At 33.9% G+C, this 21567-nt stretch carries 23 protein-coding genes; 11 read left to right on the forward strand and 12 right to left on the reverse strand.

From position 1 onward, the window contains the following. Positions 1-225: 225 nt before the first annotated feature. Positions 226-417, reverse strand: a complete 192-nt coding sequence (locus H4K33_RS10950; protein ID WP_182648861.1) for a PLD nuclease N-terminal domain-containing protein — start codon at positions 415-417, stop codon at positions 226-228. 183 nt (positions 418-600) lie between these two features. Here H4K33_RS10950 and H4K33_RS10955 point away from each other — a divergent pair, with 183 nt between their 5' ends. From H4K33_RS10955 to H4K33_RS10965, 3 genes are read left to right on the forward strand one after another with little or no spacing between them, the layout of a single operon-like run. After that, positions 601-1251, forward strand: coding sequence for a DedA family protein (locus H4K33_RS10955; protein WP_182648863.1), 651 nt, complete (start codon positions 601-603; stop codon positions 1249-1251). 35 nt (positions 1252-1286) lie between these two features. After that, positions 1287-1820, forward strand: coding sequence for a hypothetical protein (locus H4K33_RS10960; RefSeq protein WP_182648865.1), 534 nt, complete (start codon positions 1287-1289; stop codon positions 1818-1820). A 43-nt stretch (positions 1821-1863) separates the two neighbouring features. After that, positions 1864-2952, forward strand: coding sequence for a DUF695 domain-containing protein (locus H4K33_RS10965; RefSeq protein WP_182648867.1), 1089 nt, complete (start codon positions 1864-1866; stop codon positions 2950-2952). Between the two features lie 38 nt (positions 2953-2990). Here the strand turns inward: H4K33_RS10965 and H4K33_RS10970 are convergent, their stop codons facing one another. The 5 genes from H4K33_RS10970 to H4K33_RS10990 all read right to left on the reverse strand — a co-directional run bounded on the left by H4K33_RS10970 (position 2991) and on the right by H4K33_RS10990 (position 6420). Then, a complete protein-coding gene (locus H4K33_RS10970) occupies positions 2991-3563 on the reverse strand; it encodes a VCBS repeat-containing protein (RefSeq protein ID WP_182648869.1) in 573 nt (190 codons plus the stop codon). A gap of 10 nt (positions 3564-3573) precedes the next feature. Further along, positions 3574-4353, reverse strand: coding sequence for an SMI1/KNR4 family protein (locus H4K33_RS10975; RefSeq protein ID WP_182648871.1), 780 nt, complete (start codon positions 4351-4353; stop codon positions 3574-3576). Between the two features lie 177 nt (positions 4354-4530). Continuing rightward, the gene (locus tag H4K33_RS10980) at positions 4531-5019 is read right to left on the reverse strand and encodes a hypothetical protein (protein WP_255493665.1); all 489 of its coding nucleotides are present in this window, start codon (positions 5017-5019) and stop codon (positions 4531-4533) included. A gap of 261 nt (positions 5020-5280) precedes the next feature. Further along, entirely contained in the window at positions 5281-5769 is a 489-nt protein-coding gene (locus H4K33_RS10985) for a hypothetical protein (RefSeq protein ID WP_182648873.1), read from the reverse strand. 6 nt (positions 5770-5775) lie between these two features. Beyond that, positions 5776-6420, reverse strand: a complete 645-nt coding sequence (locus tag H4K33_RS10990) for a suppressor of fused domain protein (RefSeq protein ID WP_182648875.1) — start codon at positions 6418-6420, stop codon at positions 5776-5778. Between the two features lie 477 nt (positions 6421-6897). Here H4K33_RS10990 and H4K33_RS10995 point away from each other — a divergent pair, with 477 nt between their 5' ends. Continuing rightward, positions 6898-8937: an LTA synthase family protein gene (locus H4K33_RS10995; RefSeq protein ID WP_182648877.1), complete on the forward strand. Its 2040-nt coding sequence runs from the start codon at positions 6898-6900 to the stop codon at positions 8935-8937. A 91-nt stretch (positions 8938-9028) separates the two neighbouring features. On the opposite strand, the gene H4K33_RS11000 is transcribed toward H4K33_RS10995, so the two are convergent. Further along, positions 9029-9379: a 4Fe-4S dicluster domain-containing protein gene (locus H4K33_RS11000; protein ID WP_182648879.1), complete on the reverse strand. Its 351-nt coding sequence runs from the start codon at positions 9377-9379 to the stop codon at positions 9029-9031. A 73-nt stretch (positions 9380-9452) separates the two neighbouring features. Between H4K33_RS11000 and H4K33_RS11005 the strand changes: the two genes are divergently transcribed. From H4K33_RS11005 to H4K33_RS11025, 5 genes are all read left to right on the forward strand, one after another. Further along, on the forward strand, positions 9453-10511 hold the full coding sequence (locus tag H4K33_RS11005; RefSeq protein WP_182648881.1) for an acyl-CoA reductase: 1059 nt from the start codon (positions 9453-9455) through the stop codon (positions 10509-10511). A 4-nt stretch (positions 10512-10515) separates the two neighbouring features. Beyond that, entirely contained in the window at positions 10516-11583 is a 1068-nt protein-coding gene (gene serC, locus H4K33_RS11010; RefSeq protein WP_182648883.1) for a 3-phosphoserine/phosphohydroxythreonine transaminase, read from the forward strand. A gap of 22 nt (positions 11584-11605) precedes the next feature. Further along, positions 11606-12556 (forward strand): NAD(P)-dependent oxidoreductase, encoded by a 951-nt coding sequence (locus tag H4K33_RS11015; protein WP_182648884.1) that lies wholly within the window; start codon positions 11606-11608, stop codon positions 12554-12556. A gap of 31 nt (positions 12557-12587) precedes the next feature. Continuing rightward, positions 12588-13073, forward strand: a complete 486-nt coding sequence (locus H4K33_RS11020; protein ID WP_182648886.1) for a hypothetical protein — start codon at positions 12588-12590, stop codon at positions 13071-13073. Positions 13074-13236: 163 nt separating this feature from the next. Beyond that, positions 13237-13866: a response regulator transcription factor gene (locus H4K33_RS11025; RefSeq protein WP_182648888.1), complete on the forward strand. Its 630-nt coding sequence runs from the start codon at positions 13237-13239 to the stop codon at positions 13864-13866. A gap of 58 nt (positions 13867-13924) precedes the next feature. Here H4K33_RS11025 and H4K33_RS11030 read toward each other — a convergent pair whose 3' ends face one another. From H4K33_RS11030 to H4K33_RS11045, 4 genes are all read right to left on the reverse strand, one after another. Then, positions 13925-16138, reverse strand: coding sequence for an outer membrane beta-barrel protein (locus H4K33_RS11030; RefSeq protein ID WP_182648890.1), 2214 nt, complete (start codon positions 16136-16138; stop codon positions 13925-13927). A gap of 237 nt (positions 16139-16375) precedes the next feature. Continuing rightward, a complete protein-coding gene (locus H4K33_RS11035) occupies positions 16376-17818 on the reverse strand; it encodes a hypothetical protein (protein WP_182648892.1) in 1443 nt (480 codons plus the stop codon). Beyond that, the gene (locus H4K33_RS11040) at positions 17819-18166 is read right to left on the reverse strand and encodes a hypothetical protein (RefSeq protein ID WP_182648894.1); all 348 of its coding nucleotides are present in this window, start codon (positions 18164-18166) and stop codon (positions 17819-17821) included. A gap of 1 nt (position 18167) precedes the next feature. Continuing rightward, positions 18168-18503: a hypothetical protein gene (locus tag H4K33_RS11045; RefSeq protein WP_182648896.1), complete on the reverse strand. Its 336-nt coding sequence runs from the start codon at positions 18501-18503 to the stop codon at positions 18168-18170. A 371-nt stretch (positions 18504-18874) separates the two neighbouring features. On the opposite strand from H4K33_RS11045, the gene H4K33_RS11050 reads away from it, so the two are divergent. Then, positions 18875-19600: a type II CAAX prenyl endopeptidase Rce1 family protein gene (locus H4K33_RS11050; RefSeq protein WP_182648898.1), complete on the forward strand. Its 726-nt coding sequence runs from the start codon at positions 18875-18877 to the stop codon at positions 19598-19600. Between the two features lie 60 nt (positions 19601-19660). Further along, entirely contained in the window at positions 19661-20128 is a 468-nt protein-coding gene (locus H4K33_RS11055; protein ID WP_182648900.1) for a GNAT family N-acetyltransferase, read from the forward strand. 13 nt (positions 20129-20141) lie between these two features. Here the strand turns inward: H4K33_RS11055 and H4K33_RS11060 are convergent, their stop codons facing one another. Next, on the reverse strand, positions 20142-21557 hold the full coding sequence (locus tag H4K33_RS11060; RefSeq protein ID WP_182648902.1) for an MATE family efflux transporter: 1416 nt from the start codon (positions 21555-21557) through the stop codon (positions 20142-20144). Between the last annotated feature and the right edge of the window lie 10 nt (positions 21558-21567).

The following is a 21567-nucleotide window of genomic DNA, read 5'->3' on the forward strand; positions in this document are numbered from 1 at the left end:
TCGCGAAAAAGTCGACTCAATACAACGAGGAGTGCAACACCAAAGCAAAGGTGTAACATGTTTGTAATCGCTTGTAGTGAAGCGAGGTTTGTTCCTAAAGGGGTGAGAAGGGATAACAACATCATGATTTCAATTTTAATCTCCTAATGAATAGATAAAAATATTTAATTTTTCTCAATCAATCACGACTATAGTAAAAAAAGGATGTTAATAAAGTAAAAATTCCTAGTTGGCTCTTTGTTTATTTCGGCTTACAAAAAAGTAAAAGAGACTTCCTAAAAGAGGAAAAAACAAGATTAGAAAGGCATATAGAAGTTTTTGATTGGAACTTTCTTTTGATTGGCTTACCTGATATAAGCTGTAAATAGTAAAGAGAAGAATACCAATTAGAAATAATTGCCAGAATATAATGCTCATTTTTAAAGTAATTTTATTAGTGTATGTAATACGTAACAAACATAAACTAATTTAAGTATAAATGAGGAGTCTGAGAAAAAAAATAGAAGGGAGAAAGGCTATTTTTTTCTTTCTAATTAGAATAATCTTTACATCTTTGTGTTACAAACTAAATCGTTCAATTTTACACTCACTTTTAAAAACATGGAGTTATTAGATTTTATCTTTCACATTGACCAATACTTACATATGCTAATTGCAGATTATGGAGCTTGGATCTACGCTATTCTATTTTTGATTATTTTCGTAGAGACAGGATTGGTTATTATGCCTTTTTTACCTGGAGATTCTTTGCTTTTTGCAACGGGAATGCTCGTGGCTCAATCGTCTGAATTGGATATTACCGTGGCGATCATTTTACTTTTGATTGCTGCTATTTCAGGAGATTCTTTAAATTATTTTATCGGTCGAAAAGTAGGCATGAAAATGACGAAAATACGCTTGTTTGGCAAGCAGGTGATCAAAGAAGAACATCTAGATAAAACCCATGCTTTTTATGAAAAATACGGAGAGCGAACAATTGTTATTGCGCGATTCATTCCTATTGTACGAACTCTAGCACCTTTTGTTGCGGGAGTAGGGAGTATGCGCTATCGCATTTTTATGACCTACAATGTGATAGGTGGTATTGTTTGGGTTGTTGGTTTAACTTTAGCGGGATACTTCTTAGGCAACCTTCCTATTGTAAAGGATAACTTCTCTAAAATTGCCTTGTTAATTATTTTTATTTCGATATTGCCTATTATTTTTGAGTTTATCAAAGCAAAGATGAAAAAAACAAGTACAGCAAAGTAAATAGCCTTTATTTGAATATTTTTAAATATAAACAAATGAAAATTGGTGGAGATCTAATAGAATTAAATAAACAATATCGCATTTATTTTGGAGCGATAATGGGAGTAAGTTACGCGCTTGTTCACTGTCTTTTTCGACTTTTGAGTAAGGAGCCGATTGATCCGATTCAAGTAGTCTTTCAAGTTGTTTTTTTTGCTTTATTCTGGTATTTCATTTTCTTTCGATTGAAAATAAAAAGACAGGAAAAACCGATGGTTGATGTTATTGGACTTCAAGAAGTTTCTTTTTATGGGGTAGCGCATCAAGTAAAAAAAACATCAGGGATTATGGGCGTTATGTATGCACAAGAAAAACAATTGATTTTTATCCCCGAAACAACTAATTTTATAGAAAGCCCTTTGTCTATTGCTTTTGAAAATATTGTGCAAGTTGAAGTTTACAAATCTATGTGGTTATTTGAGTTTGGAATTCTTATTCGGACGAAAGAGAATATGACGTTTAAGTTTCGAGTGAATGAACCGCAAATTTGGGTAACATCTATTCAAGATAAAATAAAATCACAATTATAGCTTTTAAAGAAGTTAACCTCTTGAAAGCGAATACTATTATTATATGAGTATACTAAAAAATATTTTTGCTAAAAAAGAAAAACCCATTCAGACCATTGAAGAATTTTGGCAATGGTTTGCAGAAAATGAACAAGCATTTTTTAAAGTGGTTAAAGAACGCGATGCTATTGAAGAACAATTCTTTGATCGCTTAGCTCCCAAATTACAAGGACTGAAAGAAGGCGTTTTTTTCCTTTCAGGAATGTCGAATGAGCATACAGCGGAGTTGATTTTTACTCCTGATGGTATCATCAAAAACGTTGCTTTTGTTGAAGATTTAGTACAAGCGGCACCTGCATTGACCAACTGGAAGTTTACGGCTTTAAAACCAGCTGTAGACATTAATCAGTTTAATATACGCATGAATAACTACGAGTTTTCGAAAGAAAAAATTAGCTTCTATGCCATTGAACATCCCAATTATCCTGATGAAGTAGATTTAGTGTTTGTTTATGAAGACTTTGCAGAAAGCGATAGATCAGCAATTACCAATGGAATTTATATCTTTTTGGATAATTTTATAGGTGAATTAAATGCAATTACTTCCATTGATAATTTAAGAGTAGTAGGACCAAATGAAGCAGAGGGAGAATTAATTCCCATTTTAAAGCTCAAAGATTATTTAGTATGGCGTGAGAAGGAATTTATCGAAAAGTACGAAGGTACACGCTACAATACAGCAAACGATTCTTATGTTGGTTTAGAAGCAACTTTAGAAAATGGAATGCCTTTAATTGCATTAATTAATAGAACCATTTTAGATTGGGATGCCAAAGCATCTCATCCTTGGATTGTTCGCGTAGAAATTGCTTATCAAGCGAATGAAAATGGTTTTCCTGATCAAGATACCTATCAATTATTGAATGAATTTGAAGACGAGTTAATCGAGATATTACCAGATGAAAAGGGATATTTAAATCTTGGAAGAGAAACTGTTGATGGCAATCGGGATATATTCTTTGCCTGTAAAGATTTTCGAACAGCTGCTCGAGTTTTAGAGCAAAAGAAGAAAAAATACCAAGAGAATTTTACTGTTGGGTATGCAATCTATAAAGATAAATACTGGCAGTCTTTTGAACGATATAAAAGATAAGTAAAAGCGCTATTCAATTCGAATAGCGCTTTTTGTATTTAGCTTGTTTGATGCCAATGATAGGTTCCATCTAACCAGTATAGTAATCCACTTCCACAACTCTCGGGCACACTAAGGTGTAAGCTCTCATAGGGTAATATGCTTTTTTCTTCATCAGGAACGTCCTCTTCGGAACGCAAATCGCCATTTTCATCGGTAACTTCGTAAATTACCGTATTCTTTTCTTCAACAGATATATCTTGAGCCCAAATTAAATCTTCCATATCGATGGATAAAACACGATGTGTCGATCCCGTAAGGGGACCTATAATATCCAATGTGCCATTGCCTCGTTTTACAACAATTCCATATGAACCATCCGAAGTTGATTTGACAATTTCGATGTAGTCCGTTTGACCATCTCCATCGATATCTAGTGAGATGGTGTTGGTTTTATGATCTGGAGATAGAATAAAGTCTGGTTGTTCTTCTTTGGGAGGGTGAGGGATTTCTTCTGCATAATTTTCTATTTCTTCCGCAGAAAGAGTGGCTGTTTGTTCTTTTTCTTTAGTCTGACAATTTGTAAATATCAAGAAACTACCACAAACAGCTAATGCGATGTGCTTTTTCATAAAATGGATTTTATTCGTATTCAATTTCAAAGGGATAATTTTCTTCTAGCTTAGGGTGAATTTGATTTAAACTACGGACAAAAGCCCTATTCGTTTGCTTCATATCGTAATCTCCGTTATACCATTCATCCAATTGCTGGGTTAGGAAAGCCATTTGTAGCCATTGTTGAAAATCAAGAGCTAATGGATGTAGAGACATCGGGGTTTCATCGTGATCGCCGAAGAAAACTTGCCCTTCTGCGTCCATTAACCAACGATCACCTTGACCATTTCCCGCAAATATCCAATAGGTAGGATGTTCACGGTCTTTGTTTTCTATCACAGCTTCTACTGAGCCATATAAAATAGCTTCTGAAGAGATGGTTAAAGTCGGAATAGACGTAACCAAATCACGATATAACAAAGAAAATGGAAAAGAAACAGAAGAAGGAAAGTTCTGTTTCGCCTTTTGTTCGTTTGCTAAGATAGTTTGTATTTCCCCTAAGGTCAATAGGTTGAAGGTAATGATGGATGCAGGCTTATTCAATATTTTGGCTTCATCCCAACAACCAACACATACCAATTTGTGTTGACAATTGATAAACCATTGCTCTCGATCAGACTCCGTTTGGGTGTGATTCCAAGCTTCTTCACAAGCATTACACCAGGCATCTGGTCTTCCTGTGTCTCCAGTGTCGTATTCAAAAAAGCCAACAGGATTTCGATGGTGTAAACTATGTGCTAAATGTGTACATAACAAAGCCATTGCTTGTTGACCGTGTATGCTACATTCGATGTGTTCTTCTTGCATGTTTTTGAAAGATGGATTAGGTAATAAGGAAAAGCAGAACTAAATACCTGCTTTTGCAAAATTGACTTAGTTTCATTCAAAGGTACATTTCTTCAGTCGAATAAATATCGATTTACTGCAAATAGCCATAGTAACCAATCCTATTTGATGTTTTTAAACAAAAAAGAATGATCAAATTCACGAGTTAGAATATGTAGAGGTTTCTTTTTGTTTGATTTTCGATGTATAAATGTATCCTGAAACATATCCTAGACTTGGTATTATAAAAGAAAGTACGACATTGATTAGTAGGAAATTAAAATCAGATAATGGAGCAGAATTTAGTAGAATATACCAATGAGAGTTAAATCCTAAAATGGTAAAAAATAGCGTTAGAGCAACATTATTCGATCCAAAGAATGAAGTATTACCTATACCTTCATTAGCGATAACATAAACAATAAGTAAAACCATATTGAGTATAAATGGCCATAACACACTTCGATAACTTCTAAAAGTTAGTGCATGAAAACAACTTGTTGAAAGAATCATTACAAGCGCAACAGAAAGCAGCAAATATAAATAACGTCCATCCGTATTGTTGTTAAAAAAGAAGATCATCCCAATGATTGACGCAATAAGATAGGTCAGTAAAGAATAGTTTAGCTTAGGTAGTTGTATTTTCATAAGGATTGTGTTAAGTAGAAGTGAAGATAAGGAAAAATCGAAAAAATAAATGGGATTTAAGTTGTTTTTTGAAGTTAATCTGTTTTTTCTTTCGATAATTTAATGAAAAGTAAAAATGGAGTTTCCTGCTTTTTTATACTTAGATTTCATATGAACACAAACTATTTGTTAATTACTGTATAAAGCGTATTGTTTTGTTAGTTTATAGTGAGATATAGCTGTTTATGATCTACGCACTGAAATATATACATTAGGCATAGGCTAGTGTACTTGAGGTAAAAATTCACGTGATTGGTAACTCAAAATATCCTGTTGTGTGGCGTGCTGTTCAATTAATTTAAAATTTAATTGACGTACTGCCGAAGGGATTTTGAACGTTACTTCTTGGTGATAGTTGTACCCATTTACATAAGCATTTTCTTTGCCTACACCCGTTTTGGGTTGCACATAAAAGATAAGAGTTAACTGATCGCCGTCAATTTCTTTCGTCCACTTAATTTCTTTCAATCTTCGAGCTTGATGTCCTTGAGAGCTGTACCATCCTTGAATTTTTACTACCGCCTTACGTCCCCAAATCGAATTTTTAATATCTTTTAAACACACTGTTGGTTCTAGTTTAGGATTGCTTTTGTCAGGTTGTTTGACGCGTTCTTTTCCTTCGATCGTGTATTTCGTTGGAGACAAGGTTAACGGCGTTGAACTACATCCAACAAGAATAAAAAAAAGAAAAGTGGTTATATGGGGTTTCATTTTGGTTTACTTTCGATCTAAATCAGTGATTAATAGAGGATTGTTTAGTTGTAATTGTGCCAATAGTTTTTCAGTTTCTTCTAGTTTCGGATTTTCCCATAATTGATCTAGTTCACGTTGTGTGATTCCCACCATTTGTAAAAAATCTACTCGACCATGAGGAGTATCAATAAAACCTAGTTCAGGATCTTGTACAAAAGCAACTCCTACTAAATCAGTATCATATCCTATTCGGATAGGACTGTTAGTGGGAATGAAATGAAAAGCTTCAAACCATTTTCCTGAATCGAATACATATTTAGCTAAATTTTGCATCAAATTCATCGCCCAATGAATATTTTCATCTCCTTGTTTTTTTATGCGAAAAGTCAGTTCAAATCCAAAATCACTGTACTCAGCCTCGATTTTTTCCTCATCGTAATACAAATTTGAAAATCCATAGCTCACCAAGTGAAAGTGATCTTCTTGTTGGTTACTTTGATATACACTTAGTCCATCCAAAGGGTTTTCACCTCCTAAAGAATAAGGTAGCTGATTGCCGAAGTGTTGTGGTTCTTGTGTGCCATAGATCTTATCCAAGGAAGCAGTAATGCAATCCCATCCCACAGCATCTTCTTCATTATAAGTCTTTTTGTATTCTTCTAAATTCATAGTGTTTTTTATTTAAGCTAAAATTACGCTTAATTATCCCAGTAAACCATCCCTAATTATAGGGGAAGTTGTGTGGTATGAATAATATTTACGAGGTGAGTTTTTTTAAGTAAAGGGTAAACAACTTCACATAAAAAAAATCGCTCCTAGTAAACTAAGAGCGATCGTAAACAAACTTGTAAGTAATAATATAGTTGTTTTTCAGCGCAATTTTACTTTTTCTTACTTGAGTCAAAATTCTCTATTTTTCTCAAAATGAGAAATCCCTAATTATAGTTATTTTTCACTTGTACTTTTGTTTACGTATCACAATAGAGAACAAAACTTGGGCATTTCTAAATTGTTAAGGCATTTGGAGATTTTTTTGCTTATCGAAATGAAAAGCTAGGCAAAAGGTCGTTATTTCTTGCTAAATACAAGAGTAGAATGTCATTAAATCCTTACTTTTGCGAATTGAGTCTTATGAAAAAATAGAATATGAATCTTACTCTTTTTCGCAAAACAGTTTGGAATGGACTGTGTTATTTTTTGTTTTTTGTTTTACTATTTGCGGTCGGACGATTTGTGTTTTTATGGAGTTATGGATCTTCCGAAGTCTTTGAAAACGAAAAATGGAAAATTGGAGAAGCTTTTTTAGTAGGTGCTCGTTTTGATGTATCTGCGATCTGTTATGGATTTCTTCCTCTGGTACTTTTTTGGTTAACTTCTTTGTTTGTTCCTAAAAAAGGGGATGCGGGATTTAGTCGAATTTATGCTACTTTTTCCCGTTATTACTTGTTGTTTGTAGCGATTGTGTTTGTTACACTTATCATTATTGATTATTTTTTCTATCAATTTTTTCAATCTCATATAAACCTGTTGTTTTTCGGAATTTTCAATGACGACACGACAGCAGTTTTAACTTCAGTTTGGACAGATTATCCACTGTTTTATATTGCCTTGGTTTATATTTTTGTTATCCTTGCTTGGTTGTATTGGAGTAAGCGTATAAAGCGCAATTTAGTCAAACCTACCAAGACACGTGCAAAACTATATGGATTAATAGGATTGTTAATTTTTCCTCTGTTTTTTATCGGTATGCGAGGAAGTGTGGGAGTATTTACATTGAGAAGAGAACATACGAATATATCAAAAAATGAATTTGTCAATTCGCTTTGCTATAATGCCTTGTATTCGCTAAAATTTGCAAACTCTGAACGCAAAGAAAACGCGATACATCCTGATATTGAAAGAGAGCTACAAGCCAATGGATTTGAGCATGTGGCTGATGTGCAAACAAGTTATAAAGGAGAAAGCGAAAGAAATTTGTTTGATGAAAACTTGTTTACCCAAACCAATCACAGTGATTTTTTAGCACAAAATCCACCAAATGTTGTGTTTTTACAAATGGAAAGTATGAGTAATCACTATTTTGACTTGAACACAGAAACGTTGAATTTACTGGGTGATTTGAGTGGAGAATTACCGAATCTATACTATTTTAAAAATAGTTTATCTGCCTATAATGGAACGATACAAACCTTAGAGGATTTTTTAATTGGTACACCTAAAACGATTATTTCGCAATCAGTTTACTTCGATACTCCTTTTACTAGTTCGATTGCATTGCCTTTTAAAAGTAAGGGATATGAGACATTTTTCTTGACAGGGGCTAGTATCTCATGGAGAAATATTGACAACATGATTAAGCATCAAAAGTTTGATGTGATACAGGGAAAAAACTTCATTCAGGAGAAATTTCCAAATGCTGAAGAATTTGCTTGGGGTGTTCACGATGGCTATCTCTTTGATTATATTAGAGAAACGCTAAAAGAATCGACTACACCGAAGTTTATTTTCGGACTGACAATTAGTAATCATACTCCTTTTGAGGTGCCTTCTTATTATAAGAAGAAAACGATTGCAATGAGTGAGGAGATGAAAAAGAAAATCCGTGTTGATGAGCAAACGGCTTATGCCAATTTCTATTCTCATCAATATGCAGCGTCGGAGTTGGCTCGTTTTATAAAAGAGATTCGCAATTCACCTTTAGGAGAAAATACAATTATCGTTGCGTCTGGCGATCACAATATCCGCCAAGTGTTTGAGTATACACCAGAAGAAGGATTCTTAAAACGCAGTGTACCTATTTTGATGTACATTCCAGAAAAGTATAAACCGGCTTTCTTTGATGGAAGTGTTTTAGCTTCTCATAAGGATATTTTCCCAACGATCTTTAATTTAGCGCTTTCCGATGCTTCTTACTTTTATACAGGAGATAATCTCTTTGATCCTGCTGTTGAACATCGTTTCGCACTAAACGATTATAGCTTTATTGCCGATGAAAAAGGAGCTGTTGCTATAGAGAATAATCAATCCTATTATTATACGTGGGCAAATCAGGAAAGGAGAAAACTACAAGTAGGAGATAATACTTCAAGTCATGCTTTGTATTTACAACATAAAATGCAGTCGTATACAACAATGAAAACGGTGGAGATTTACAAGAGTATTAATCAACACCAGAAGAAAAAATAAAACACAAAAAAAGAGATTTGGAAAGGGCCAAATCTCTTTTTCGTTATGAAATATCTCAGCACAAGGCTGTGATTTTTTCGGTCTACATCAATTAGTGATTGTGTAAGAACGCTTGTCTGTTTAAAAGTGTTTCTTCACTTTCAACGTGATTGTCGTCTGGAATACAACAATCAACAGGACAAACAGCAGCACATTGTGGCTCTTCGTGGAAACCTTTACATTCCGTACATTTAGAAGGAACAATATAGTAGAATTCGTCAGATACAGGATCTTGAGCAGCATCTGCGTCAACTTCTGTACCATCAGTTAAAACTACACGTCCTCTTAAGGCTGTACCATCTTTATATCTCCAATCGTCAGCTCCCTCGTATATCGCATTGTTTGGGCACTCAGGTTCACAAGCACCGCAATTTATGCATTCGTCAGTTATAATGATTGCCATAGCTTATATTTTGTTTTATATGTATTAACTTTGCTACAAATTTACACCCAAAACATTTCAGAAACAAATCAATATGGATTTAGAAGCTAAAAAAAAAGCATTCGTAGCGTTAGGAGATTTTTTAAGACAATTTGCTACAAATGAATTTGTAAAAAGTGAAAAAGTTGAATATAATGATCCTTTTTTTTCCTCATTTGAAGCTTTAATTGAGACATCTGTGCATTATAACGGATGGTTTGTAAAAGAACAAGTTCTTATCGCTGTTCAATCTTGGGCAGATGCGTTAACAGAAGAAAATCTAACGCAATGGTGCGCCGCTTACGATTTCTCAAGAGAGCCTTTAAAAAAGGTTGGCTTAATCTTAGCTGGAAATATTCCTTTAGTTGGGTTTCACGATTTAGTTTCCGTTTTGCTTTCTGGAAATATTGCTTTAGTTAAGTTGTCTTCCAACGATCAAAAAATATTGCCTTTCTTGGCAGAATACTTGCAAACTGTAGAACCTCAGTTTAAAGAGCGCCTAGTTTTTATAGCAGGCAAAATGGAGGGATTCGACGCTGTTATTGCAACAGGAAGTAATAATACCGCTCGTTATTTTGATTACTATTTTAGTACAGTACCTCATATCATCCGAAAAAATAGAAACTCTGTTGCATTGCTTACAGGAGAAGAAACACCTGACCAATTAACAGCATTAGCGAAAGATATTTTTACTTACTACGGTTTAGGTTGTCGAAATGTATCGAAATTATTCGTACCCAAAGGCTATAATTTCGATGCGTTTTTTCAGGGCATGTACGCTCAGAAAGAGGTAATCGAATATGAAAAATACGCCAATAATTACGATTATAACAAAGCTGTTTTCCTGATGAGTGAGTTTCAATTGTTAGACAATGGATTTTTAACCATCAAGGAAGACGCGTCTTATGCGTCGCCAATCTCTTCGGTTTATTATGAATACTATGACACCGTGGAAGAAGTAGTAGAGCGATTACGCGTGGATCAAGAAAAAATACAGTGCATCGTTTCCAATGGATTAACGGAAGATAGTATTGCCTTTGGGCAAACACAACATCCACAGCTATGGGATTATGCAGATCAAGTGGATACTCTTGAGTTTTTATTAAAATTATAAAGCAATGAAAGACGTACACAATTTTTGCGCAGGCCCCTGTTTATTACCTCAAACGGTTTATGAGCAAGCGGCACAAGCCATTCTCAATTTTGAACAAACAGGTATGTCCATCCTGTCTATTTCTCATAGAAGTAAGGAGTTTCTTACAGTATTGGAAGAAGCTCGACAATTGAGTTTGGAATTGCTTGATTTGCATAAAAAAGGGTATGTCGCTTTGTTTTTACAAGGAGGTGCAAGTATGGAATTCTTGCGCATTCCCTATAATTTAATGCAACAAAAAGCAGGGTATATCAATACGGGAACGTGGTCTACCAAAGCAATCGAACAGGCAAAAATGTTTGGGGAAGTCAAGGTAATTGCAAGTTCAGAAGATCAACACTTTTCTTACATTCCCAAGGGAATACAAGTAGAAGAAGAACTAGATTACGTACATTTTACTTCCAATAACACCATTTACGGCACACAATTTAACGATGTACCGCAAACCAAAGCTCCTTTAGTTTGCGATATGAGTTCGGATATTTACTCCCGTGAATTTGCCTATGATCAAATGGATCTGATTTATGCAGGTGCGCAGAAAAATATTGGTCCTGCAGGGGTTAGTTTGATTTTGGTTAAGGAAGAAATTCTAGGAAAAACAACTAGAACTATCCCGCAAATGTTAGATTATCAAGAGCATATCGCAAAAGATAGTCTGTATCATACCGCTAATGTATTTGCCATTTATACTTGTCTGTTAAATTTGAGATGGCTCAAACAACAGGGCGGAGTAGCGGCAATTGAAAAAGTGAACAATCAAAAAGCAGCACTCTTGTATGAAACAATAGATCGCTTGGATTTTGTACATGGAGTGGCAGCAAAAACAGACCGATCAAAGATGAACGTAACCTTTACTTTTGAAGAGGAACAAATGAATACCGTATTTGACCAACTTTGTCAAGAAGCAAATGTAGTTAATATCAAAGGACACCGTTCTATGGGAGGGTATCGCGCTTCACTGTATAATGCGGTGACATTAGCGAGTGTTGAAGTGCTAACGGGCGTTTTACAACAGATGAAAACAAGGGTTTAATAGCATAAAGAATAAACAGACAATGAGAGTATTAGCCAATGATGGTATACCAGAACAAGTCAAACAAGAATTAGAATCTTTTGGTTTTGAAATAAAAGAAGTGCGTGTTGCTCATGAACAAGTAGTAACATACACGAAAAAAAATGAGATTGATGTTTTATTGGTACAGCAAGGAACCTTGCTCAACAAAACCATGATCGATGAGTTAAAACATCTAAAAGCAATTGTTTTTGCTGGGGTTGTGGTGAATTTAGAAATCATAGACCACATTAAGAGCAATGGAATTACCGTAATTTGGGCAGAAGACTCTTTGGCTAATGCTACAGCAGAAATGGTGATTGCCCATATGTTTAGCGGTGCGAGATTATTACAAGAATCGAATAGAAATATGCCGTTAGAAGGAGATACGATGTTTAAATCGCTACAACAGTCCTATAGTTCGGGAATTGAATTAGCGGGAAAAACACTTGGAATTATCGGAATGAATCTAGCAGGTCAGTTTTTAGCACAAAAAGCATTGGGACTGGGGATGCATGTAGTATATACGGATCCAGCAACACCTACAATCAAAACAGAATTCGAACTGCCGAATGGAATCGTTTTCCCTATTGACATGGAATCCATAACGATGGATGAATTACTTGAACAAGTGCATTTTATTTCGGTTCATACCAAGTATTTTCAACGTTATATTGTCAATAAAGAGTCTTTTGAAAAAGCGCAAAATTTAATTGGCGTGGTTAATTGTGCTTATCCAGAAGCAATTAACGAAGTAGATTTAGTGGATGAGGTTAACAAAGAAACCATTCTTTTTGCAGGATTAGATCGCTTTGAAGAAGAACCCCATCCTGTGATTCAGGTATTGATGCAACCTGCGTTTTCTCTTTCACCCAATATCGCAACAGCAACACATGAAAGTCAACACCACGTATGGTCTGAAATAACTGTTAAAATAAAAGATTTGTTGAATTAATTGCTTAGTTTTATTTGAAATAATTAAAACTATGGTAGAGCAAATTACAAAATTAATTGAGCAGGTAAGTGCAAAAGAAATCAGTGGATCTGCAATTTCAACAGATTTAACATCAGCAGTTACAAAAGAAACAGGCGAGAGTATCATCAATGGTTTCAAAGATAGCATCAGCAGTGGTAATATCGGCGGTTTAACTGATTTACTAGGAGGTGGAGTAAGCAATTTAGCATCCAATCCGATGGTATCAGGAATGATTGGAAACTTGATTTCGGGGTTAACAGAAAAAATCGGATTGCCAGAAGGCGTGGCTTCTAATTTTGCAGGTAGCGTAATTCCTTCTGTCATTGAAATGATTGTTTCTAAAGTGCAGGGAGGAGAAAGTGGTTTCCAACTAACAGATTTAATCGGCGGATTGAGTGAAGGTAATGGCGGAGGATTAAAGGATATGCTTGGTTCATTAACAGGAGGAAAAGAAGGACTCGGAGGAGCAATTGACGCCTTGAAAGGGTTGTTTTAGTAGATAGCCCAAAAATAAAATAAATAAAACCCAAAAAGAATTGTCTTTTTGGGTTTTTATTTTATAGTTATATGTGTTAAATAGTTGATTTTTAAAAGTTTATATTGATTTTTAGTTAAAAAAATAGAGTTGTGTTTTTATTTTTATACTTTGAAGGTAAAAAATGAAAATTTTAATTATTGAGTCTAATGCATTGCTGATAGAAGGGTATATAGCTGTACTAGGAAATGAAAAACATACTTTTTTGAAGGTGGCTAATGGCCAAGATTTTTTTGCGCTTTTTACTAAAGCAAAAGATTTAGATCTAGCCCTGATTACAGATCATAGTATGGATGTTTTTGAAAGAAAATTAAAAACAGGTTTGGATTGCGCGTTGTTTATAAAAAAGAATATTCCGTATTGCAAGATCATTCTGCTTACAGAACATGAGAAAGCACTTGTCTTGTATGAGCTGTATAAAACAATAAAGGTAGATGCATTGCTGGTCAAATCAGATTTTACCAAAGAGTTGTTTTGCGATCTTGTAACCGCTACCAAAATTGACTTCCCTTATATAAGTCCTAGCGCAAAAAAAGCAATTCAGACTATGCTAAAAAACGCTTCGTTATTGGATTCAAAGAATAGGCAGATCCTCTTTTTGCTAGCTCAAGGTTATCGCATGAATCAAATAAGTGATCAAATTGTGTTGAGTAGAAGTGCCACGCAAAAGAGAGTGTCTAAACTATTAGTGGCGTTTAATGTAAATAATTATCACGAATTATTGGGCGTGTTGAAGGAACGTAGAATAGTTTGATTTGGTGTATTTATTGTCGTAATAATCTGTTCATTTTTTTTAAGATATTTCATAATACTTAGTATGTCGCTTGGATTTGTGCATCTTTTTTAGCTCTTAGTTTGTTGTTTCCCAGGGTATTACTTAAATGGATAGCGATGGAAGCGTAGTTTTTTATTTCTTTCGATTTAAATCGTGTATCTACGATATGGACGTTGTCAAAGCTATTGGAATACAACGTAGTTGAATCTTCTTTCGCTTTGATAAAAGGATTGTTTACTACGAGAGCTACTTTTATATTTTTTTTACTAAATTCTTTCTCAACAGTAAAGCTCACAAAAGGATGCTTTATTTCAGTCGATTCAAAAGGAGTATAGAGGTCAAAATTTGTATAGGAAGAAGAGAGTTTTAAACTAAAACCTTTGTTGAATTGATATTTGGCATAAAAATCATAACCAAGTAAGTATTGATGTGTTGTATAATCTACTAGATTAAACTGATTTCGGTTCAAGGTGAATAAGGATTGTATGATAAAATGATCCGCAAGTTCAAAGAAGCCTCCTACCTCTATGATATAACGCTGAATTTTCCCCGCGTTTACATTTGTTTTAAATCGTTCATCTGTATCAGATTTGACCAAATAATGGATTGGAGCGTTGTGGTGAGTTTGGAATTTACCGCGTGCAAAAAGTTCTATTCCGCTTTTTATAGTGTAATTAAATTCTAGAGAAAAATGATCTGTATTACTTCTTTTAATCCCATAATTGTCAATAGTTGTATTAAGGTTGTCGTCTATACTATTTTGTTTATTGACATCGTAAACAGAAATTAATTGATAAGAATTGAAGTAGTTTAAATAGATGGAGTAAGACTTTTTAGTAAAGGCTAGCGTCGTGCTATTTAATAGCACTTGATCATTCTTATTAATGAAGTTGTAAGAAAGATCTGTAGCAAGGCTAAGGTTATTTGTTAGTGTTAGGGTAGATGTAAATGAAAACTTATGGCGTTGATTGGTTACGTTATCTTGCATTTTATTCTTCATAGTGGATTGATAGTATGAATAGTATACATCATATCGAAGAGGGAGATTTAAGAGTGTTCTATTGCTTTTACTTAGAATAAGATCAAAGTTCAGTGCATTGTCATACAATATGTTGTTCCATTGCTTGTCGGCATAATATCCTTTGTTGCTGTATTCGTTATAGGTGTACAAAAAAGACGTGTTCAGGGAAGTACTGTCATTAAATATATGATTGAAAAAAAGAAAAGAACCTGTATTCAAATAAGCAATATCTTGCCTGTAAGTATTTACAGTTTCCACGGGTTGGATTGTATATGCACTAGTGTTTTTGTTTCTTGGAGTGTATAAAAATAGCGTAGCTCCAATGGAGTTTTTTTCGTTTAACTGAACATGAAGATCTGGCTGTATCGTTATACCATCTGAAATTGTTTGCTCTTTGCTACTATTTAGTTCTGAACCTGCTGAGTAGGTTGTACTATTACTTTCAAAAATCGATTTTCCCAATCTAATAGGCAAGGAGATTGTTATATTGTTTTTTTTGAAAAAAGAATTGGCATTTAGAACATAGCTTTCTTTTGTTAGATTGTATCCAAGTGATAAATCTTCTCTAAAATAATCGAGTACATTTTTTTTCAGTATAATGTTCAATACAGGTTCACCAGTATTACCATAAGCGGAATGTCCATAGGGAATAATTTCAATCGATTCAATGTTTTTAGGGTCGATATTTTCTATTTTTCCAATCGTTTTTTTTCCATTAACAATTAGCGTTACCTCTTTTCCTTTGTAGTTTACTTTTTCTCCCTTTATAAAAAATAAGGGGATGTTTTCTATTACTTGAAACACTGTAGGATTTTCACCTAAAAGCTGCTTATTAATTTTGTATGTAATACGACCGGCATCGTTTTTTGCAGGGGAAACATAAATAAACAATTCTGATAAGGTTTGATTGTCTTGCTCTAGAATTAAACTGGGGGATTCATTTAATTCTTCCCAACTATACTGTTTACCGATATAATTTTCTTTAAATAAAAAGAAACTAGATCCATTCGTTCCACGAATAACTACTTCACCTTGTGGGTTGGTTTTTACTTCTTCTGTAGTAGAAACATTGAAGCATACTACTTCTTCTATAGGTAGATGAGAGGAATCGTAGACCTTTATTTTTAGTTCCTTTGTTTGAGCTGCTATTGCTATGCTGCAAAAAATAAAAAACAGCAAGAAAACTTCATTCCTCTTGATTATCCAATTATTGCTGTTTTTTTTTCTCATAGTGTAACATTCATTTCGTTTATATTCATTTGTTGTTATACAGATATGAAATTAAAACGCAAATCCTCTACTAAAAAATAAGGCTTTAAAACTTAATAAAAAAGGGTTAAAGTAATCAAAATAAGTTAATTAAGTATTTAAATAAATAGTTGAAAATATAGGGCTTAGTCGTTGTGTATGATGAAAAAACCACCTGATTAGAGGTGGTTGATTTTGTTGTTCTTCAGGAATTAAGTCTTATATGAAATTGTTTATTCGGTATACATTCTCTGTCTCAGTTAGAAAGTAAATATACTTTTCAGTGAAGAAGACTGCTTTTGTGTGGGTATTAAACAATAATTTATCGGTACTAATTAGTTTGAATTCTGGGGTGTATTTCTTCAAGAGAAAAGTATTGTCATCTTTAAATAAAATTGTATTTGTGTCTTTAGTAGTCCATAGTTGTAGATTTTGACACCTTCGATTTTTGGGAAAATCATTGCTTTCCCAATCCAATTTAATTTTATCTCCGTTTTCTAAATTTACTATATAAGGAAAATCCTGAAGAAGCAATAGATTATTAAAAGTAGAAAATTGAATGGAATGAATAACTTCAATAGTGTTCAGTTTTTCATCTTTTTGAAAATCAAATAAAGAAATATTATCTGTATAAGATTGAAATTCAATTCTTTTCTTTTTGGAGTTGATTCTAAAAGCTGAAAACAGAGGTGTGTTGTTGTCTATTGAATCTGAATAAATAATTTGGTTGAGTTTATAGAATTTATCAGTAAAGAGGGCTTCGTCTAATGTATAATAGTAATGCTCATTTTGGAAATCAAATGTATAAATGCTGTTGTATATTTTTTCAGGAAAATTTAAATCTTTTCGATCCAAAATAAAATAGTTGTAATTGTTGCGAATAGTGTAAATATCATTAGTTTCCCCTTGCTCATTTAATTTTCTATCTAATAGAATGCTTGGCAAAAAAAAACCGATATAATATTTATTCTTGTTACTAGTTAAATTTACCAGATTAATATTTCTTCTACCCGAATTGAAAAGAATCGTTTTGTGATTGAGAAAATTTTGATAATCATCTTCGCTCAATGTTGCTTTGGCTATAGAGTCAAAATTCAACGCTTGAAAATCAAACTTTAGAGCAATTGTGTCAGCAGTGCAATACAATTTTTGTGTCATTCCGTCCAAGATAATTAGTTCACTTTGAAAATAGTCAGGACGAATTGTGTAGCGAGAGGATAACCCAGAAGTATTTAGATTTCCTATTTTTTTAAAACTGTGAATTGCATCAAAAAAACAGTTTACTTTTTCAATAGTAAAATCAGTACCTTTTTCTGAAAATAGTATTTCATTGTTATAAATAAAAACTAATCCAGATAGATCATTTAGTACAGTACTAGTTTTACTGTATAATTCATCTGAGAACAATACTTCTTTTTCATCAATCGCATTGTCGAAAAAAGATTCATTAAAGATCTTGAATCTATTTCCTTTACTATTTTCAGGAAATAAATAGGTTACTTTTTTATCTTTAGTTGCTTGTTTTATGTTGATGTAGCAGTTTAGGCAGTCTTTCTCTGATATGCGCAAATAAACATTTTGCGCTAGTAAATTGCAACTGAAAAACCATAGGAGGAATACAATGAAGTTTCTCCTATGGTTTAAATAACTATAGTTTTTCATTTATTTAGATAAAGGTCTTAAAAAATCAAATTCGACAGCGTTTTCATCTTTAAGAAAAGTTGAAGTTCCTCGTTTTGTGGCAAAATGTTTTTCACCTTTCTCTGTATGTAGTACAACAATTACTTCATCTTTGGCTATTTGATATGCAGGTTCTGACGGAGTAGGTGGAGGTACAGGAAAAAAGATAGGATCTATAATTTGTAGACATAGTCTATTGTCAAATCCACAAATTATTTTTTGGTTGTATTCTATCGCTGGTTGACCTTCAACGTTTACAATAGGTGGATAGTATTGGCCAAAACTAAAACCAAAACTTAGTAAGAATAGTACTACTGCTATAATTTTCATTTTATCTGTTTTTTTCATTTTTAATTGGGGTTAAATATTCAAATCTTGCCATGGTACTTGCATTTGTTGTGTTTGAATCATTGTTATCAAGGGTGTAATTAGAATTTGATTCATAGCGATCTATTGACTTTTCTTTAAAAGTTTCAACAATTACCGCATCTTGTGTAGAGGTATCTGTATACGTATAAAGTATGAAACACGTAGATCCAGTTAAACCACAGTAAATATCGTTTCCTACAACTACTGCTGGACGGCCCTGAATACGAGTTACACTATTCTGGGCATAAGTACCAATGAATGTACTTAGTAAAAAGATAAGTAATAATCTTGTTTTCATTTTTTTAATGTATTTAATTTAAAAAACAATATGATCATAGATCAATTAGGTGACTCTAGTAAAAAATAGAGGCAAATTGTATAGGTACTCTTAAGAGGAAGGAAAGACATTTATAACTATAACATCTTCATGTTTCGCGAACACTATAAAATTAAAACGCAAATCCTCTACTAAAAAATAAGGCTTGAAAACTTAACAAAAAAGGGTTAAAGTGATCAAAATAAGTTAATTAAATATTCAAATAAATTTGTTGAAAATAAAAGAGTTAGACGCGGATTGTACCATGATGCTAAGGGAATAAAGTGTGACTTACAGCTGTTGTTTTACCGTTGATATTTATTTTAGTACCTTGAACACAAATAAGAATACGCATGTCTACACGTGAATTGTTGGTTGATTTTCTGTCTTTTTTAAAGAAACCAGATACTATTCGAAGTACGCTTGACCCAAAGCAAAGTTGGATGCAAGTGTTTCGTTTATGGAGCTATCTGTTTGTTTTTATTGTCTTAGGTAGTGTTGTTGTCGGGTCGTTGTTGCTTGACCTTCCAAAACATGGGGGATTTAAAGAAGCTATTGAACAGTATGGACTTGTCGGATTTACTGTGTTTGCTGTCGTAGTTGGTCCATTTTTAGAAGAAGTAGCTTTTCGATTGGGTATGCGTTTCCGCTTGCGCAACGTGTTGATTGGCGTTGTTGCTTTTGTTAGTTATGTAGCTACAGCTACTTCCCCTGCTGTAAAGCGCTTTGGTGGTGAATATGGAATGGTGTATTTATATGCGATAGCTTTTCTAGCTACTGTTAGTTTTGTTGTCTTATGTCTGAAGTACCGAGAAAAGATGGAGTATTACTGGACAAGCAATTTTTCGTTCATCTTTTATCTTTTTTCAGTGTGTTTTGCGTTGATTCACATTGCAAATTTTGAAGAGTTTCCTTTGCGCGTAATTGTATTAGTGCCAATCATCATTTTACCTCAGTTGATCTTAGGGTTGGGAATGGGGTATTTGCGTATGCGTTTCGGATTTTGGCAAGGTTATCTCTTTCATGCTCTAAACAACGCTATTGCAGTTAGCCTTTTTATTGCTAATGTAAATCAATAGTAAAAAATATACACGACAATAATCGCATAATTCGCTATTTTTGTCAAAAAAATACAAGATATGAATAGCATTCATTGGCACACAAAAGCATTTGAAGAATTAACGTTGGATGAGTTGTATGATATCATGCAGTTGCGTACCGATATTTTCGTGGTAGAACAAAATTGTGCATACCCAGAATTAGATGGAAAGGATAAAAATTGTTTGCATGTATTTGCAACACAAGGGGGTAAAATAGTTGCTTATGCTAGAATTGTTCCTCCAGGTTTGAGCTATAAAGAGATTTCAATTGGTCGAGTTGTTGTAGATGCAAAGCATAGAAAAGATGGGTTAGGACGAATTTTAATTGATCTGACACTTGAGAAAATTGAAGAGGAATTTGGTACACAACCAATTCAAATTGGAGCTCAAACGTATCTAAAGAAATTTTACGGATCTTTTGGGTTTGAACCGGTGTCTGAAGAATATTTAGAAGATGGCATACCACATGTGGATATGATTAGAAATCCGTTAACTGCGAACAGTTAACGGTAAACGGTTATTACACTTGTTTCAATTTCCATTTTCCTCTTCTAAAGGCAAAAAAGGCTAAAATAGCAATAAGTGTTTCCGCAGCTGGAATGGCGATAAATACACCTTCAGGACCCCAGTTGAAATAGTAAACTAGGGCATAAGCAAGTGGAATTTGGAACAACCAAAATCCAACAAAATTCAATATAGAAGGAGTTAAGGTGTCTCCAGCACCATTAAAAGCATTCATTAAGGTCATCCCTACGCCATAAAAGATAAAACCACTAGCGCCAATATACATAGCGAGAATAGCTACTTCTTTAATATCTTCTTGTATGGTGAAAATTGACGCGAGGTAATTGGCCATTGTAAAGAAGATCACCGTTACAACAAGCATGTAGATCACGTTGTATTTTAGGGTAGTCATTACTGATTTAGCAGCACTTTGAGGATCTTTATTTCCCAAGTGTTGCCCTACTAGTGTGGAAGCCGCATTACTCAAACCCCAGGCAGGTAAAATAAAGAAGACCATCAAACGCAAGCAAGTTAAGAAACCCGAAGATCCAATTTCACCACTACTTTGTGCAACAATACGGGCGAGAATTACCCAGCTGCAAGTTGAAATCATGTATTGAACCATACCTGGAATGGCAATTTTTAAAATATGCCATACCTTATCCATTTGCATTTTGAAGTAATGCCATTTCAGTTGAATTAGCGAATCCTTTCGCGTTAAGTAGTAAATCTGATATAAAACACCAACACTTCTTCCAATGGCAGTCGAATAAGCAGCACCGTCTAATCCCATTTCGGGGAATATCCACCAGCCACGTACCAAGATAGGGCAAAGGATAATGTTGAATATATTTCCAAACCACAAACTTTTCATTGCAATTGCTGCATTTCCTGCCCCTCTGAAAATACCATTAATCAAGAAGAGCATCATAATAGACACACAACTAACCAATAAAATACGAGTATAACCATAACCATATTCAGCAGATTCTTCTGAGGCTCCCATCCAAATTAACCAATCTTTGGCGTAGATAAAGCCCAGCACACTCAGGATAATAGTGATGATGGTTGCAATAGAAATGGCTTGTGCAGCATTAATTGAAGCTTGTTCTCTATCTTTTTCTCCAATACGACGTGCAACAATAGCAGTTGCAGCCATGCTGATTCCAATACAAATGGCATATATAATGGATAGTAAAGACTCTGTAAGTCCTACAGTTTGGATGGCAAATGCACTTTCTTTTAAGTGTCCGACAAAATACAAATCCACTAAGGCAAAAACGGATTCCATTAACATCTCAAACATCATAGGAATCGCCAATAACAATACAGCCCTATTGGTAGGGATTTTTGTTAAATCGAGATTTTCATTTGAAAATGATTGTTTAATCAGTGCTAAAACACCCGTTTTAGTTTGTACTTGAGTCGTCATATAGCGATAA

Origin of the sequence: Myroides sp. WP-1 (genome assembly GCF_014145635.1) — a bacterium.
GTDB lineage: Bacteria > Bacteroidota > Bacteroidia > Flavobacteriales > Flavobacteriaceae > Flavobacterium.